General features: G+C 74.0%; 9 protein-coding genes. 2 read left to right on the plus strand and 7 right to left on the minus strand.

The annotated features are described in order from the left end of the window. Positions 1 to 29: 29 nt before the first annotated feature. The gene (locus tag IEZ07_RS32845) at positions 30 to 1577 is read right to left on the minus strand and encodes an AMP-binding protein (protein ID WP_191898356.1); all 1548 of its coding nucleotides are present in this window, start codon (positions 1575 to 1577) and stop codon (positions 30 to 32) included. Between the two features lie 110 nt (positions 1578 to 1687). Here IEZ07_RS32845 and IEZ07_RS32850 point away from each other — a divergent pair, with 110 nt between their 5' ends. After that, a complete protein-coding gene (locus IEZ07_RS32850) occupies positions 1688 to 1936 on the plus strand; it encodes an acyl carrier protein (RefSeq protein ID WP_191898357.1) in 249 nt (82 codons plus the stop codon). Positions 1937 to 2008: 72 nt separating this feature from the next. On the opposite strand, the gene IEZ07_RS32855 is transcribed toward IEZ07_RS32850, so the two are convergent. After that, positions 2009 to 2956: an ACP S-malonyltransferase gene (locus tag IEZ07_RS32855; protein WP_068904244.1), complete on the minus strand. Its 948-nt coding sequence runs from the start codon at positions 2954 to 2956 to the stop codon at positions 2009 to 2011. Between the two features lie 291 nt (positions 2957 to 3247). Here IEZ07_RS32855 and IEZ07_RS32860 point away from each other — a divergent pair, with 291 nt between their 5' ends. Next, on the plus strand, positions 3248 to 4429 hold the full coding sequence (locus IEZ07_RS32860) for a cytochrome P450 (RefSeq protein ID WP_230881931.1): 1182 nt from the start codon (positions 3248 to 3250) through the stop codon (positions 4427 to 4429). 222 nt (positions 4430 to 4651) lie between these two features. On the opposite strand, the gene IEZ07_RS32865 is transcribed toward IEZ07_RS32860, so the two are convergent. Genes IEZ07_RS32865 through IEZ07_RS32885 form a run of 5 tightly spaced genes read right to left on the minus strand, consistent with a single transcriptional unit; the run spans position 4652 to position 17372 of the window. Then, on the minus strand, positions 4652 to 5908 hold the full coding sequence (locus IEZ07_RS32865) for a pyridoxal phosphate-dependent aminotransferase (protein WP_191898358.1): 1257 nt from the start codon (positions 5906 to 5908) through the stop codon (positions 4652 to 4654). Beyond that, on the minus strand, positions 5883 to 7241 hold the full coding sequence (locus IEZ07_RS32870) for a KamA family radical SAM protein (RefSeq protein WP_191898359.1): 1359 nt from the start codon (positions 7239 to 7241) through the stop codon (positions 5883 to 5885). The genes IEZ07_RS32865 and IEZ07_RS32870 overlap by 26 nt, the downstream gene beginning before the upstream one ends. Before the next feature lie 25 nt (positions 7242 to 7266). Next, on the minus strand, positions 7267 to 8865 hold the full coding sequence (locus tag IEZ07_RS32875) for a D-alanine--poly(phosphoribitol) ligase (protein WP_191898360.1): 1599 nt from the start codon (positions 8863 to 8865) through the stop codon (positions 7267 to 7269). 11 nt (positions 8866 to 8876) lie between these two features. Next, entirely contained in the window at positions 8877 to 14132 is a 5256-nt protein-coding gene (locus IEZ07_RS32880) for a type I polyketide synthase (protein WP_191898361.1), read from the minus strand. A gap of 15 nt (positions 14133 to 14147) precedes the next feature. Continuing rightward, on the minus strand, positions 14148 to 17372 hold the full coding sequence (locus tag IEZ07_RS32885) for a type I polyketide synthase (protein ID WP_301549370.1): 3225 nt from the start codon (positions 17370 to 17372) through the stop codon (positions 14148 to 14150). Between the last annotated feature and the right edge of the window lie 268 nt (positions 17373 to 17640).

Below are 17640 nucleotides of genomic sequence, written 5' to 3' on the forward strand. Positions count from 1 at the left end.
CGGGCCCGCGACCGCCCGGCCGTCACGGGTCACCCGCCCACCGCCGGCGTCCGGCCCGCCGCCTCGGCCGCCAGCCGCCCCCGGTCCACCTTCCGGTTGGAGTTCAGCGGGAACTCCCCGACGTGGCGGTACTCCCTCGGCAGCATGCCCTTCGGCAGGCTCCGCCGGAGCCTGCGGGCGAGCTCGACGGGCGGGGCGGGCACCCCGGTGTAGAAGACGACGAGCTCGGTGCCGTTGGGGCCGGGCCGGGTCACGGCGACGGCGTCCTCGACGCCGTCGCACGACCGGATCTCGTGTTCGACCTCGGCGAGCTCGACCCGCCAGCCCTGGATCTGCACCTGGGAGTCCAGGCGCCCCAGATAGAGCAGTTCCCCGTCCGCCAGGCGCCGGACCCGGTCCCCCGTGCGGTACCACGCGCGCCCGTCGTGCTTGAGGAACCGGCCGTCGTCGTCCTCGGGGTCGAGGTAACCCGCCGTCATCTGCGGACCGGTGACGCACAGCTCGCCCTCGTCCTCGGCGAACCCGCCGCCCTCGGCGAGCAGGAGGTGGTCGTGCCCCTCGTGCAGCGCGCCGATCGGCACGAGGCCGTTGACGCCCAGGTCCGCGGAGGTCTCCGGCGACCAGCGGTGCCCGGTGACGGTGACGGTGAGCTCCGTCGGCCCGTAGAGGTTCTCCACCGCCGAGCCGGGTGCCGCCGCCTGCCAGTCCGCGGCGTCGGCGCACCGCAGCGCCTCACCCGCGAAAAAACTCCACCGGAGCGTCGGGAAGGCGCCCGGGGCCAGGCCGCCCGTCTTGCGGGCGACGGAGATGCCGGCCGGGGTGGAGAACCACACGGTCATCCCCCGCTCGGCGAAGAAAGCCGGCAGGTCCCGGTAGGCCTGCGCGGGGACGGGGTGCACGCTCGCTCCGGCGCCCCAGGCGCAGAACATGTCGAACATCGCGCAGTCGAAGTTCAGGTCGAAGGTCTGCGAGAAGACGTCGTCCGGACGGAAGTCGTACCGCTCGTCGAGGAGCCCGAAGTAGTGGTGCGTGCTGCCGTGGGTGATCGGCACGCCCTTGGGACGCCCGGTCGAGCCGGAGGTGAACAGGACGTAGGCGACGTCGTCGGCGCGGACCCGCGCCGGTGCGTCGAGGGCGTCGCCGCCGGAGACCGGGACCGTGCGGAGCCGCGTCCCCGCGTCGCCGCCGGGCGCGACGACGGGGAGGTCCAGGGAGGTCTCCGCCAGGGCCGCGAGCCCGCGCCCGTCGGCCAGCACCACCGACGCCCCGGCCGCCCGGAGCATGCGCTCGGTGCGGACCGCGGGGAAGTCCGGGTTCAGCGGCACCACGGTGGCACCGGTGTAGAGGGCCGCGAGGATGCCGACGTACGACTCGATCCCCTTGCCCGCCAGGACGCCGACGGCCCGCGGGGGTTCCACGGGGGCGGCCAGGAGCGCGCCCGCCCACCGCAGGGCCAGCCGGTGGGCCTCCTCGTAGGAGACGGTCTCCGCGCCGGCGCGGACCGCCACCCGCCCGGGCGAGCCGGACAGCCCCCGGAGAAAGCGCTCATGTAATCCGCATCCGATTGTCTCCGTCATTCTTCCTCCGGGAGGACAAGGGTTAACAAGGGTTGCCGTTCATGCGGAGCCGGTTCTACCTTCACAGCGAAGAAGTCCGGCGCACAGCCCCTGGAAGATTCGGAGCCATCATGTTGGAGAAGCAGTTCGAGGAAATTCTGCGCAGACATCTGCCGTTCATCTCCGCGGATGAGGAGATGACCTGGGAAAGCGACCTCCGCGATCTCGGCCTGGACTCCGTGGGGATGGTCGACCTGCTCTCCCAGCTGGAGGGCGAATACCAGGTCAGATTCGTGGACGAGGCGCTGGAAATGGAGACCTTCGCCACGCCGGGAACGCTCTGGGGCGCCCTCTCCCGGCTGATCGGCACACCGGCCTGAGCGAACGCGCGGAAACGCCGCCCGGAGTCCGCGGACCCCGGGCGGCGTTCTCCGTCCGGTCCGGCCGCCCATTCAGCCCGCCGCCCTCAGGCTCCGCGGTCTCAGGGCGACCCGCGGGGTGACCGGCACGACCTCGAAGCTGGAGGTGGTGCACCGGACGCGCCCGAAGAGCGCGTCCGGACCGGACACGTAGAGTCTCCGCACGTTCAGCCGTCTGAGCCCCGCCACGGCGCGCGGCCACCGCACGGGTTCCACGAACCCGTCCAGCAGCATCTCCCGCACGCCCTCGCCCGTGTCGAGCAGCCGGCCGTCCTGGTCGGCGACGACCGGGATCCGCGGGTCGGCGAACCGGAGCCCGCCGAAGACCTCGCGCTCGACCTCGTCCCGCAGCGGGGCCAGGGCCCTGGTGTGCATGGGCGGGTGCATGGTGTACAGGGGCATGCCCCCGGCGGCGCGCAGCCGCCCGGTCAGCCAGTCGAGCCGCCCCCGCTCCAGGGTGAGCATGTGGAAGTCGTCGTCGACGTGGCAGGACAGGTCGTACCACTCCCCGCGCTCGTCCAGCTCCCGGAGGATCCCGTCGAGCCGCTCCTGCGGGGTGCGTGCGAAGGACTGGGTCACCAGGTCGCGGTGGTCTCGGGCGGTGTGCTCCTCCAGGGCGCGCGCGCACCGCAGGACCATCAGCACGCCCTCCTCGAAGGTCAGCGCGCCGGAGTAGACGGCGGCCACCTTCCCGCCGAAGCTGGGGCCGACGCAGACCTCGGGCCGGATGCCGAGCTCCTGCTCGGCCCACCGGGCCAGGGCCAGGCAGTTCACCATGAACGCGACCTGGGCGTGCTCGGTGTAGTCGCCCACCGAGTCGCGGTAGCGGTCGAAGAGGGAGTAGCCCAGGACGTCGTCGGCGCCGGCCATCAGCCCGCGCGCGACGGGGTTTATCAACATGAACTTCGCCAGACCGGCGAAGTCGGAGGGACCCATTCCGGGAAACATGATCGCAGGGTCCAGCTGGAGATCGGTCTTCATTCGTCTGCTCCCCGCTACGCGAACAGGGTTTGGCCGTCTCCCCAAGTCTCCATTCGGCGCGGCACGCCCATAACCCCTACCCGCCCCTATCCGGAATATCGTACGGCCGTCGGATAAGGGGTCCCTAGGGGCTGACATGACTATATGCGCGCATATTCTTCTTAGCAGATTCGACTTCTTCTTAGCAGATTCGACGCGATTCCCGGTCGACACCCCGGATCGAAAGGCGATCTCCAGATGACCGATTCCACCGGTCCTTCGGACAACGGTTCCGAGCCCAGCCCCTTTCCGATGGACAGGGGAACGTGCCCGTTCAGCCCGCCGCCCGAGTACGCCGGGATGCGCGCCGCCGGCACCCCCGCCAAGGTGAGGCTGCGCTGGTCCGGCAAGGAGGTCTGGGCGGTCTCCCGGCACGAGGACGTGCGGCAGGTGCTCAGCGACTCGACGATGAGCTCGAACTGGAAGCTGCCCGCCTACCCCCTCCAGGTCCCGGTGCCGGACGAGATGCTCCAGCAGCTGGAGCTCCCCCTGGTCGCCATGGACCCGCCCGAGCACAGCGCGCGGCGGCGCGTCCTCATCCCGGAGCTGACGGCCCGGCGGGCGCAGGCGCTCCGCCCCCGCATCCAGGAGATCGTGGACGAGCACATCGACGCCATGCTGGCGCAGGACGGTCCCGTGGACCTGATCCAGGCGCTGGCGTTCCCGGTGCCCGCGCTGATCTTCTGCGAGCTGCTGGGCGTGCCGGCCGCCGACAGCGACTTCTTCCGCCGGGTCGCCGAGACGCTCGTCAGGAGCGACGTCGAGCAGGAGGAGATGATCAGCGCCCAGATCGAGATGGAGGCCTACCTCGACAAGCTGGTCTCGGAGAAGGAGGCCTCCCCGGGTGACGACGTGATCAGCAGGATCATCGTCAAGAACCGCGAGACGCCCACGATCGAGCGCCGCGACATCCTCAACCTCGCCAAGAACCTGCTGTTCGGCGGCTTCGACACCACCTCGAACATGATCGCTCTGGGGGTGCTGGTCCTGCTGGAGCACCCGGAGCAGCTCGCCGAGCTGCGCGGCGACCCGGGGCTGGCCCCCAACGCCGTGGAGGAGCTGCTCCGCTACCTCAGCATCGCGGACTCCAGCCCGGCCCGCGCCGTACTCCAGGACGTCGAGATCGGCGGGACGCTGATCCGTGCGGGCGAGGGCGTCATCGCGCTCACCTCCTCGGCCAACCGGGACGAGAACGTCTTCCCCGACCCCGACAGGTTCGACATCCACCGGGACACCTTCGGCCACTCCGCCTTCGGCCACGGCATCCACCAGTGCCCCGGTGCGAACATCGTGCGGGTGGAGCTGGAGGTCGTGTTCACCACCCTCTTCGCCCGCATCCCGGAGCTGCGGCTGGCCGTGCCCCGGGAGGAGGTCTCCTTCAAGAGCCACACCCTCGTGCACGGCGTGAACGGCGAGCTCCCGGTCACCTGGTAGCCCGGCCCTGCGGCAGGAGCGGTACGGCTCCGCATGCGAGAAGGGACCCGCCGCACCATGGCGGGTCCCTTCTCGCATGCGGAGCCGTTCTCACGTGCGGAGCCGTTCCCGTGCGCCGGGGCGTCCTCGTGCGGTGAGCCGTCCTCGTGCGGTGAGCCGTTCTCACGACCGGGCTGCGGGCACGGCGTGCGGGCACCGGGCGGGACCCGGTGCCCGGCGCGCTCAACCGCACAGCTTGGTGAAGCTCTCGTCGATCCGGCCGAGGACCTCCGCGACGTGCGGGACCCGCAGCGGGTCGGCCGCGTGCAGGGCCTCCCACTGCTGCTCCTCCGTGTCGCCGTACAGGACGGCGGTGGCCATCTTGATCCGCAGCGCCCGCCCGTCGTCGCCGAGGTGGTGGCCGCCGAGCACCGCCACGCCGAACGCGTCGAGCAGGTGGCGTTCGAACGAGGCGGAGTCGGTGACGGCGTGGCGGCCCAGCGTCTCCCGGAGCGGCTCGAAGTCCGGGTAGATGTAGAAGCCGCCGGTGGGCGGGCGGCACGAGGCGCCCACGCCGGCCACGATGCGGTGCACCTCCCGGGCCACGATCCCGTGCAGCCGGGCGCAGGCCGCCCGGTGCCGGAGCAGGGCCTGGGGCTCGGCCAGCGCGTAGGCCGCGACCTCCTGCATGGGGTTGGCCAGCGTGGACCACACCTCGCTGGCGACCGACAGGACGCCGTCGCGGATCCGCTCCCCCGCCGGCCCCTCCGGGAAGCGGATCACGCCGATCCGCCAGCCGCCGATCGCCAGGCTCTTGCTCAGTCCCGTGGTGACCACCGTACGGCGCGGCGCCACCTCGGCCGGGCCGAGGAACGGCAGGTCCGGATCGTGCACGAGATCGCGGTAGATCTCGTCGCTGACGATGAGCAGGTCCTCCTCCTCGGCGATCGAGCAGAGCTCCCGCACCAGCTCCGGCGGCGCCACGGTGCCCGTCGGGTTGTCCGGCATGGTGAGCACCATGATGCGGGGGTCGTGGCCGAGCACCCGCGCGGCGCGGATGGACTCCCGCAGCGCCCCGGGCTCCGGCACCCCGCCCCAGTCCTCGGGGATCGGCACGCTGATGGCCGTCTTGCCCGCCAGGTGCGCCTGGGGCGCGTAGGTGTTCCAACACGGGCGGGGCAGCAGCACGTCGCCGGGCACGACCATGTTCAACGCCATCAGCAGGGGCTTGCTGCCCGGAGCCACCACCACCTGGTCCGGCTCCGTCGGCATCCGCCGCCGCGTGAAGTAGCCCGCCGCGGCCTCCCGCGCCGCCGCGCCGCCCGCGACGGGGCCGTAGCCGTTCCGCGCCGCACCGGTCACCAGCTCGGCCATCAGGGGAGGGAAGACGGGCAGCCGGGCCTCACCGAACCCGAGGTGCACGATGGACTCGCCGACGGCCCTGCGCTCCGCCACCAGCTGGTTGAGCGCAAGGTTAGGCGAGACTCTTCGACTGACCATTGCCAGATCCTTTCGGGGTTCCGCGTACGGCCTCCGCCAGGTCGGCGGGGGTCGACGTGTCGAGCTTGAGCTCGTCGAGCCACGAGGCGTCGGCCGAGTAGTGGGCCCGGAAGGGCCGGCCGACCAGTGCGGGGTTGCGCGCCTGCAGCATGCGGAGCCGGAAGAAGCGCCCCTCCGGGGTCTGCTCGACGCCGTCCACCGCGACCTTGCCCGGGGTGGCCGACATCACCGGGCCGCGCACGGTGCGGGCGAGGCCGGGCAGTTCCCGGTAGGCCGCCCTGAACACCTCCACCGACCTGGCCAGGGGAACCTTGAAGTAGTCGTGCGGGCCCGTGTCCCGCTCCACGAACATGTAGTAGGGCACCGCGCCGGCCGCCAGCTCCGTGCGCCACAGCTCCGCCCACGTCTCGGCGTCGTCGTTGACGTGCGCGATGATCGGTGCCTGGCAGTAGACCAGCGCGCCGGTGGACCTGATGCGCCGGAGCGCCTGCCGCGCGAGGTCGGTGCCCAGCTCCCGCGGATGGCTGAAGTGCGCCATCACGGCGAGGTTGCGCCCGGAGGCCACCACCTCCTCGAACAGCCGCAGCGCGTCGTCGGCGTCCTTGTCGGTGACGAAGCGCTGCGGCCAGTAGGCGACCGACTTGGTGCCGATGCGGATGGTCCGCACCGTCGGCACCCCCAGCAGCGGTTCCAGGTGGCTCCGCAGCCGCGCGGTGGACATCACCATGGGGTCGCCCCCGGTGACCAGCACGTCGGACACCTCGGGGTGCTCCCCCAGGTAGGAGACGAGTCCCTCGGGGCCGGGCGCGGCGAACCGGAGGTCGGCCTCCCCGACGAACTGCGCCCAGCGGAAGCAGTAGGTGCAGTAGGAGTGGCAGGTCTGGCCCTGGCCCGGGAAGTAGAGCACGGTCTCGCGGTACTTGTGCTGCAGCCCCGGCAGCTCGGCGCCGTCGTGCCGGGGGACGTTCAGCTGCATCTGCCCGGCCGGGTGCGGGTTGAGCCGGGCCCGGATCCGCCGGACGGCGGCGTCGAGCTCCGCCCTGGAGCCGCCCTCGCCGGACAGCCGCGCCAGCAGCAGCTCGTCGTCCGCCGTCAGCATCCCCCGCTGCGGGAAGACCAGCTGGAAGATCGGGTCCTCGGGAGCCCGGCGCCAGTCGACGAGCTGCGAGAGCACGTACTCGTTCACCCGGAAGGGCAGTACCAGTGAGAAGAGCCGCACCGTCTCCCGGACGTCCTCGGGGAGGCCGTACCGGGTGGCGATCTCGTTTATCTGACGCGGCCCGTAGGCCCGGAATCGCGCGGTGTCGGTGACGCTCGCAGCCAGCAGGGTCATGCGCGTAGTCCTTCGGTCTCAAGGATCAGGTGACGCCGGACCGCGCCGCCAGCGCGGCCCGGTCGAGTTTCCCGTTGTGGGTGACGGGGAGTTCGTCGAGCACGTGGAGTTCCTGGGGAACCATGTAGTCGGGCAGGGCCCGCTTGCAGAAGGAGCGCAGCCCCGCCCGGTCCAGGGGGCCCGCCCCGGGGGACGCGACGACGAACGCGCTCAGCAGGGGGTCGGCGCCGTCCCGGTCCAGCACCAGGGCGGCCGCGGCGCCGACCCCGGGGAACTCCCTGAGCCGGTGCTCCACCTCGCCCAGTTCGACCCGGTTGCCGCGGATCTGCACCTGCGAGTCGACGCGGCCGCAGTAGTACAGCTCCCCGTGCTCCCCCCGGTAGGCGCGGTCGCCGGTACGGAACACGAGCTGCCCGGACCGGGGGTTGAGCGGGTCGGGGACCAGCACGGACGCGGTGGTCTCCGGGTCGTCCCAGTAGCCGGTGAACAGGGAGGGGGTGCGCAGGTGGATCACTCCGGCGGCGCCCGGCTCGTCGACCACCCGCCCGGCCTCGTCGACGAGAGTCATCTCCGAACCCGGGTAGGGGAAGCCGATGGAGAGCCGCTCCAGGTCGTCGGGGACCGGGCTGGGGACGTCCGTGAGCGAGGCCGCCATCACCTCGGTGGGGCCGTAGCAGTTGACGACGCGGGTCCCCGGCAGCAGTTCCTGGAGCCGGCGCAGCTCCGCGAGCGGGAACTCCTCGCCGGAGAACAGGATGCCGCGCACCCGGTCCAGCCCGGCGAGCAGCTCGGGTTCGTGCCGCAGGACCGGGCGCCAGATCGACGGCACCCCGTTGACCTGGGTCGCCTCCGCGTCCCGCAGGAAACCGAGGAAGCGCCGGGGCCAGCGCAGCAGGGTCCGCGGGACCGGCACCACCGCCGCCCCGCTGCCCAGCGCCAGGCCGATGTCCAGCAGCGCGAAGTCGAACTGCAGGGGCGAGGTGGTCGCCACCCGGTCGGCGGCGGTGACGATGCCGTGCGAGAGCATCCCCCGGTAGAACGCCAGGACTCCGCGGTGGCTCATCACCACGCCCTTGGGGCGACCGGTCGTGCCGGAGGTGAAGATGATGTACGCCGGGTCGATCCCGAGGGCCTCGCGGCGCCGACCGCCCGGGGACGCCGCGGGCGGGCGGTCCACCTCGAGCCCCGCCGGGCCGAACCGCCCGGTGCCCACCTGCTCCGGCAGTCCTTCGCGGGTTCCGCCGTCGGCCTGGAGGTGGAGCGCGGGGGCGGCGGCGTCCACGATCCACCGGAGCCGCTCGTCGGGCGTCTCCGGGCTCACCGGGACGAACGTCAGCCCCAGCGAGGAGCAGGCCAGGAACGCCGCGATGGCCGAGGCCGAGGTGTGCGACTCCAGGACGACCCGGTCGCCGGCGCGGAGCCCCAGCCCGTCCAGGACGACCGCGTAGTCGTGCGCCCGCCGTTCGAGCCGCCGGTAGGAGACGGTCCGCAGACCGCCCTCGGCCGAGAGCTCGACCACCGCCGGGCTGTCCGGCGCCGTGCGGGCGGCGGCCAGCATGAACTCGTGGACCGTGTCGGCCCGCGGGTACGGGGAGAGGAGGTCTTCTCTGATCGTGTCGTTCATCGGCGTCCCAGTCACTCGGAGGTCTCGAGTTCGTTGTCGAGGATCGCGAAGAGCTCGGCCGCGGTCGCCCCGGCGATGTCGTCGTCGACGGAGGGGGCCCCCTTGTCGAAGAACTCGTCGCGCAGGTGGGCGGCGACGGCGGTCACCGAGGGGTGGTCGAAGACCAGCATCGGGATGATCCGCCGGCCGGTGACGGCGACCATCCGGTTGCGCAGTTCCAGCGCGCTGAGCGAGTCGAAGCCCATGTCCAGGAAACCGCGGTCGACGTCGACCGACTCCGGCCGTTCGTGGCCGAGGATCTCGGCCGTGTGGGCGCGCACCATCTCCACCAGGGCCCGGTCGCGGTCGGCCGGCTTCATCCCGGCCAGCGCGCGCATCAGGTCCCCGCCGTCGGAGGCGCCGGAGCCCGCCGCCTGCCGGGCGGGGACGCGCACCAGGCCGCGCAGGAGCGCCGGGACCTCGCCGGTCCGGGTGCGCAGCGCCGCCGGGTCCACCCGCAGCGGCGCCACGACCGCCTCGGCGGCGCCCAGCGCCGCGTCGAAAGCGGCCAGGGCCTCCTCCTCGGTGAAGGCCGGCAGGCCCTGCCGCCGCATCCGGTGCAGGTCGGCGTCGCTCAGCTCGCGGCTCATCCCGGTCTTGACGTCCCAGGCGCCGAACGCCATCGACAGCGCCGGCAGCCCGCGCGCCCGCCGGTGTACGGCCAGCGCGTCCAGGAACACGTTCGCCGCCGAGTAGCCGGCCTGGCCCGCGGCCAGCACCATCCCGCCCGCCGAGGAGAACAGCACGAACGCCGGCAGGTCCATGTCCGCCGTCAGCTCGTGCAGGTGCCAGGCCGCGTCCGCCTTGGGCGCCAGCATCGCGTCGACCCGCTCCGGCGTCCACTCCCCGACCAGCGCGTTGTCGACCGCTCCAGCCACGTGGACCACGCCGCGCAGCGGGTGGGCGGTGGGCACGTCCGCCAGAAGCCGGGCGAGCGCGCCGCGGTCGCCGACGTCGCAGGCCGCCGTCGTCACCCGCGCGCCCAGCGCCTCCAGCTCCTCGCGCAGCCCGGCCGCGCCGGGCGCGTCCGGGCCCCGCCGGCTGGCCAGCAGCAGGTGCCGCACCCCGTGCTCGGCCACCAGGTGCCGCGCCACCAGCGCGCCCAGGCCGCCCGTGCCACCGGTGACCAGCACCGTGCCGTCCGCGTCCCAGCCGGGGGCGTCCGCCGGGGAGACGGCCGCCCGGACCAGCCTCGGCACGGAGACGCGGCCGGCCCGCACGGCCGCCTCGGTCTCCCCGGAGGCCAGGACCGCGGCCAGCGCGCCCCGGGACTCCTCGGAGCCGTCGGTGTCGACCAGCACGAACCGGCCCGGGTTCTCCGCCTGCGCCGCCCGCACCAGACCCCACACCGGGGCCGTCCGCAGGTCCACGTCCTCCCCGGGCAGCGCCACCGCGCCGCGGGTCACCACCACCAGGCGGGAGTCCGCGAACCGCTCGTCGGCCAGCCGGCCCCTGATCGCCTCCAGCGCCTCGGCGACGGCCGACCGCACCCCCTGCGGGACGTCGTCCCCCGCGGGTACGGCGCACTCCAGTACCACGTTGTCCGGGACCTCCCCCGTCCCGGGGAGGTCCTCCCACCGGGTCCACGGCACCGAGCCGGCCGTGGCGGGCATCCGGACCCACTCCACCTGGAACAGCGCGTCGCGGCGCGCGGCGCGCCCGGCTCCGAGCTGCTCGGCGGAGACCGGCCGGAAGGTCAGCGCCTCCACCGACGCCACCGCCGCGCCGGACGCGTCGGCCAGCTGCATCGCCACGGTGTTCGGGTCGCGCCAGGACAGCCGGACCCGCAGCGCGTCGGCCCCGGCCGCGTGCAGCGACGCGCCCGACCAGGAGAACGGCAGGAGGGTCTGCTCCTCGGGCTCGTCGTCGGCGACGCTCAGCGCGTGCATCGCGCTGTCGAGCAGCGCCGGGTGGACTCCGAACCGGCTCGCCTCCTGCCTGCCGTGCTCGGGCAGGGCGACCTCGGCGAACACGTCCGTGCCGCCCGGGCCGCCCTTCCAGGCCGCTCTGAGGCCCTGGAACATCGGGCCGTAGCCGTAGCCCTGGGAGAGCAGCAGGCCGTACGCGTCGTCCACGTCCAGCCGGGTGGCGCCCTCGGGCGGCCAGGCGCGCAGGTCGAACGGGGCCTGCACCGCGTCGCGCCGGCCGAGGAGGCCGTCGGCGTGCTGGACCCACGGCGCGTCCGGCTCCCCCTCGGCCCGGGAGTAGACCGCCAGGGACCGCCGGCCCGCCTCGTCCGGCCCGCCGACCAGGACCTGCACCCGGACCGCGCCCTGCTCGGGGAGGATCAACGGCGCCTGGAGCGTCAGCTCCTCGACCACGTCGCAGTCCGCCTCGGCACCGGCCCTCATCGCCAGCTCCAGGAAACCGGTGCCGGGGAGCAGGAGGCTGCCGAGCACGTCGTGGTCGGCGATCCACCGCTGGTCCGCCGTCGACAGCCGGCCGGTCAGCACGATCCCGCCGGAGTCGGCCAGGGCCGCCGAGGCGCCCAGCATCGGGTGGTCGGGGGAGGTCAGACCGGCCGTGGCCACGTCGCCCGCGGCGGGCCGCACGTCCTCCCAGTAGCGCTGCCGCTGGAAGGCGTAGGTCGGCAGGTCCACGCGGCGCGCGCCGGAGCCGGCGAAGAACTCCCGCCAGGCGACCGGGGTCCCGCCGGTGTACAGGCGGGCCACCCCCGACAGCAGGGCCCGGTCCTCCTCCTGGTCGCGGCGCTGCAGGGGCACGAAGACGGACTCGCCGTCGCCGCCGACGCAGCCCTCGGCCAGGCCGGTCAGGACGGCGTCCGGGCCCACCTCGACGAAGGTGGTGACCCCGCGCCGCTCCAGCGCGCGCACCCCGTCGGCGAACCGCACCGCCTCGCGCACGTGCCGTACCCAGTAGTCCGCCTCGCGCAGCTCGCCGTACAGGTCGCCGGACAGGTTCGACACGACGGGGATGACCGGGCCGGAGTAGGCCACGCTCTCGGCCACCTCGCGGAACCGCTCCAGCATGGGGTCCATCAGCTCCGAGTGGAACGCGTGCGACACCCTCAGCCGGGAGGTCCTGCGCCCCCGCTCCGCCAGTGCGGCGGCGACGGCCAGCACCGCCTCCTCCCTGCCGGAGACCACCACGGAGGCGGGGCCGTTGACCGCCGCGATGCCGGCTCCGCCGGTCAGCAGCGGCGCCACCTCCGCCTCGGAGGCCTGCACCGCCACCATCGCCCCGCCCGCCGGCAGCTCCTGCATCAGCCTGCCCCGCGCCGCCACCAGCCGCGCCGCGTCCGGCAGCGACATCACCCCGGCCACGTGCGCCGCCGCCAGCTCGCCGACCGAGTGCCCCAGCAGCACGTCGGGGACCACGCCCCACGACTCCAGCAGCCGGAACAGCGCCACCTCGAACGCGAACAGCGCCGGCTGGGTGAACTCCGTCCGGTCCAGCGAACCGGCCGCACCGCTCCGCACCACCTCGCCCAGCCCCCGGTCCAGGTGCCGGTCCAGCTCCGCGGCGACCGCGTCGAACGCCGCGGCGAACACGGGATGGGCGGCGTACAGCTCGCGCCCCATGCCGGCCCGCTGCGCCCCCTGGCCGGAGAACAGGAACGCCGTCGCCCCCCGGGAGCGGGCGGTGCCCCGCACCGTCCCCGCACCGGCCCGGCCGCCGGCCAGCGCCTCCAGCCCGGCCAGCGCCTCCAGCCGGTCGGCGGCCGGGACCACCGCCCGGTGCTCCAGCGCCGCCCGGCCGGACGCCAGCGAGAACGCCATGTCGGCCACCGGCGTCCCGGGCTCCTCCCGCATGCGGGCGGCCAGCCGGCCCGCCTGGTCCCGCAGCGCCTCGGCCGTCCGCGCCGACACCACCAGCGGCACCACCGGCGGGACCGGCCCGGCGGCCGGTTCCTCCCCCGCGGGCGGCGCCTGCTCGATGATGACGTGGGCGTTGGTGCCGCTCAGCCCGAAAGACGACACCCCCGCCCGGCGGGGGTGACCGTTCTGCACCCATTCGCGGGCCTCGGTCAGCAGCTCCACCCGGCCCGCAGACCAGTCGACCTGCGGGGTCCGTTCCTCGGCGTGCAGCGTCCTGGGCAGCACGCCGTTCCGCATCGCCATGACCATCTTGATCACACCGGCCGCACCGGCGGCGGCCTGGGTGTGGCCCATGTTCGACTTGATCGAGCCCAGCCAGAGCGGCCGGTCCTCGGGCCGGTCCCGGCCGTAGGTCGCCAGCAGCGCCTGCGCCTCGATCGGGTCGCCCAGCCGGGTGCCGGTGCCGTGCGCCTCGACGGCGTCCACGTCGCCGGGGTCCAGGCCGGCGTCGGCCAGCGCCTGCCTGATGACCCGCTGCTGCGAGGGGCCGTTCGGCGTCGTCAGGCCGCTCGACGCGCCGTCCTGGTTGATCGCCGACCCCCTGATCACGGCCAGGACGGGGTGGCCGTTGCGGCGCGCGTCCGACAGCCGCTCCAGCAGGAGCATGCCGGCCCCCTCCGAGCAGCCGGTGCCGTCGGCTCCGGCGGAGAAGGACTTGCACCGGCCGTTGGCGGCCAGCCCGCGCTGGGTGTTGAAGTACACGAACATGTCCGGCGTGGCCATCACGGTGACGCCGCCGGCCAGCGCCAGCGAGCACTCCCCCGACCGCAGCGCCTGCACGGCCAGGTGCAGGGTGACCAGCGACGACGAGCACGCCGTGTCCACCGAGACCGCGGGCCCCTCCAGGCCCAGCGTGTAGGCGACGCGCCCGGTGACCAGGCTGCCGTCGCTGGTGCCCGTACCGTAGTCGTGGTACATGACCCCGGCGTACACGCCGGTCCGGCTGCCCTTCAGCGACGCCGGGTCGATGCCCGCCCGCTCGATCGCCTCCCAGGCCGTCTCCAGCATCAGCCGCTGCTGCGGGTCCGTGCCCAGCGCCTCGCGCGGGGAGATCCCGAAGAAGTCCGCGTCGAAGTCGGCCGCGTCGTGCAGGAAACCGCCCTCCCTGGCGATGCTCCTCCCGGCCTTGCCCGGCTCGGGGTCGTAGAGCCCGTCGAGGTCCCAGCCGCGGTCGCCGGGGAAGCCGGAGACCGCGTCGACGCCGTCGGCGACCAGCCGCCACAGGTCCTCCGGCGAGGCGACGTCACCCGGGTACCGGCACGCCATCCCCACGATCGCGACCGGTTCGGCGGCTCCGGCGGTCAGCTCGGCGTTCTGCCGGCGCAGGCGGTCGTTCTCCAGCATGGCCCTGCGGAGGGCCTCCACTATCTCGTCGACGGACGTGTTCACGGAACACCCTCTCGCTCAGTTGGATTCGCCGGTGGCGAGTGCCGCGCGCACCAGATCGTCGACCGCCATGCTCTTGATCGCGTCGCTCCGGTCGTCCGGACCCGCCGGCTCCGGATCCGGCTGCCCGGGCTCCGTCCGCTCGGGACCCGCCAGCTTCAGCAGCGCCTCCAGCAGGCCCGCCTCGCGCAGCCGCGTGACCGGGATCGACTCGATCGCCCTGCGGATCGCCCCCTCGTCCGCCTCCTCGGCCCGTCCTCCCCCGGAGGCCGGTACGGGTGCCGCCGGGATGCCGGGCAGCAGTTCGGCGAGCAGGAACCCGGCCAGCACACCGGGGTTGGGGTAGTCGAACATCAACGTCGCCGGGAGGCGGAGACCCGTGGCGGACTGCAGCCGGTTCCTGAGTTCGATCCCGGCCAGCGAGTCCAGCCCCATCTCGGTGAAGCCCTTGTGCGGTTCGATCGCCGAGGGCTCGTCGTGGCGCACGGCGGCGACGTGGGTCCGCACCAGGTCCAGCAGGACGCGCTCGCGTTCGCGCTCCCCCAGGCCCGCGAGCCGCTGCTCCAGCGTCGCAGGCCCGGCGGGTACGGCGGGCGCCCCGCCCTGCTGGGCGACCGGGGTGCGTGCGGGGCGACGCGCCCGGGTGCCGACGACCTCGCGGAAGATCGCGGGGACCTCGCCTCCGGCGGCCATCGCCTCGGTGTCCAGCCGCATCGGGACCAGCACCGGTTCGCCGAGGCCGATCGCCTCGTCGAACAGCACCAGCCCCTCGGCCGAGGAGATCGGCGGCAGGCCCATCGCGGCCATGCGCTGCTCCTCCATGCCCGCGTCGACCCCCTTCCCGCCCAGGCCGGTCGGGGTGGTCCACAGGCCGTAGGCCAGCGCCGTCGCCGGGAGGCCCGCCGATCTGCGGTGCCGGGCCAGCGCGTCGCCGAACCTGTTGGCGGCGGCGTAGTTCGCCTGGCCCGCCCCCATCACCAGTCCCGAGACGGAGGAGAAGATCACGAACGCGGTCAGGTCCGCGTCCCCGGTCAGCTCGTGCAGGTTCCAGGCGCCGGCCACCTTCGGCCGCAGCACCCGGTCGAACTGCTCGGCCGTGAGGGACCCGACGAGGTTGTTGTCCATGACGCCCGCCGCGTGCACGACCCCGCGCAGCGGGTGCTCGGCGGGGACGCCCGCCAGCACTCCCGCCAGCGCCTCCCGGTCGGCCACGTCGCACGCGGCCACCGTCACCCGGGCGCCCAGTTCCTCCAGCTCCGACCGGAGCGCCGCGGCAGCGTCGCCGTCCGGGCCGCTCCTGCTGGTCAGGAGGAGGTGCCGGACGCCGTGCACCGACACCAGGTGGCGGGCGACCAGCGCGCCCAGGCCGCTGGTGCCGCCGGTGACCAGCACCGTCCCGGACGGGTCCCACGGCGCGGGGGCCGCCGCGTCGGAGGCGGGCACCCCCGCCAGCCTCGGCACCCGCACGTCCCCGGCGCGCAGCGCCATCTCCGGCTCGCCCAGCGAGGCCAGGAACGGCGGCACCCCGGGGCCGTCCACGTCGGCCAGCAGGAACCGGCCGGGATTCTCCGCCTGGGCGGCCCGTACCAGACCCCACACCGGGGCCGACCGCACGTCGACGTCCTCGCCGTCGACGGACACCGCGCCCCGCGTCACCACCATCAGCCGGGTGGCGGCGAAACGCTCGTCGTCCAGCAGGACCCGCACCGCCGCCAGCACGCCGTCCAGCGCCGAGCGCACAGCGCCGGGCACGTCGTCCGTTCCCGGGGCGCAGGGGAGCACCACCAGTTCCGGCGTCTCCGGAGCCGCGAGCAGGGCCGCGAGATCGGCGAAGACCGGGACCCCGGTGAGGCCGAGTCCGTCGGAACCGAGCACCGCCCAGTTCCCCGGAGCGGCCTCTCCCGCGGTGCCGACCGGCAGGTGGCTCCAGCCGATCCGGTAGAGCGACTCCCGGTACCGGGTACCGGTGGAGGCCGCCGCGGCGGCGGCGATCCGGTCCGGCGTCACCGGGCGGACCACGAGCGAGTCCACGGTCGCCACGGGCATGCCCAGGCCGTCGAAGAGCTCGAGCTTCACCGAGTCCGGGCCGATCCCGTTGATGCGCACCCGCATCCGCGCCGCGCCCCCGGAGTGCAGCGAGACACCGGTCCAGGCGAACGGGAGCTGGGAGGCCCCGATGTCCTGGGGCATGCGCCCGCCGAGGAAGTCCGTCGCGCTGAGCGCCGCGTCCAGCAGGGACGGGTGGACGCGGAACTCCGCGGCCTGGGCCCACGCCTCGTCCGGCAGGGCCACCTCGGCGAAGACCTCCTCCCCGCGCCGCCAGACCGCGCGCAGGCCGCGGAACATCGGTCCGTAGTGGTAGCCCTGGCTCGTCAGGTAGTCGTAGACGTCACCGATGTCCACCGGCTCCGACCCGGCGGGCGGCCACACGCCGTCGCCGCCGAGCGGTTCCGGCGCCGGCGGGTCTCCGACGGCGAGGAACCCGGACGCGTGCCTGGTCCACATCACGTGGGGCGGAGCGTCCTCGACCCGGGAGTACACCGCGATCGGGCGGGTACCCGCGGCGTCCGCCCCGCCGACGACGACCTGGACGGAGGTCCCGCCGGTCGGCGTGAGCGGCATCAGCGCCTCGATGGTGAGCTCCTCGACCAGGTGGCAGCCGACCTCCTCGCCGGCGCGGAGCGCCAGTTCCACGTAACCGGTGCCGGGCAGCAGGAGCGTGCCCTGGACGGCGTGGTCGCCCAGCCAGGGCTGCGTCGCGATCGCCAGCCTGCCGGTCAGCACCACGCCGTCGCCCTCGGGCGAGACCACCACGGCGCTCAGCAGCGGATGACCCGCCGCCGCCTGGCCGGTCATGGCGACGTCTCCGCTCGCCTTGGCGGGGCCGTCCAGCCAGTAGCGGCGCCGGTCGAACGCGTAGGTGGGCAGTTCCACCCGGCGCGCGCCCGACCCGGAGAAGTACCGCTTCCAGTCCACGGCCATGCCATGCGCGTAGGCCTGGCCCAGTCCGGTCAGCAGCGTCTCGACCTCGTCCCGGCCCCGCCGCTGCAGCCCCACCGCCTGCACGGCACCCGCACCGGCACCGGAGTCCGCGCCGCCTGCGGAGTCCTCGCCCAGGGTCTGTACGGCCAGCGCGGTCAGCACCGCGTCCGGACCCACCTCCACCCACCGCGACACACCCAGATCCGCCCGCGCCACGGCCACCGCATCGGCGAACCGCACCGACCGCCGCACATGATCCACCCAGTACTCCGCCGACCCCCACCCCGCAACCGAACCCGTACCGGAAGCCGCAGAAACCCCCGAGGCCTCGGAACCAGGAACAGAATTCACGGAAGTCCCGGAAGCCGCTGAACCGGGCAGGGAACCCCCGGAAGACCCGGCGCCCGGCACCGCAACCCCGACCCCGGTCACCGGCGCGCCCGTCACCGTAGAGACCGCCGTCAGCGGCGCCTCCACCTGCCGGTAGGTCACCGACTCGGCCACCCGCCGAAACCCCTCCAGCACCGGC

Origin of the sequence: Planomonospora parontospora, from assembly GCA_014647935.1 — a bacterium.
In the GTDB taxonomy this organism is placed as follows: Bacteria; Actinomycetota; Actinomycetes; order Streptosporangiales; family Streptosporangiaceae; genus Planomonospora; species Planomonospora parontospora.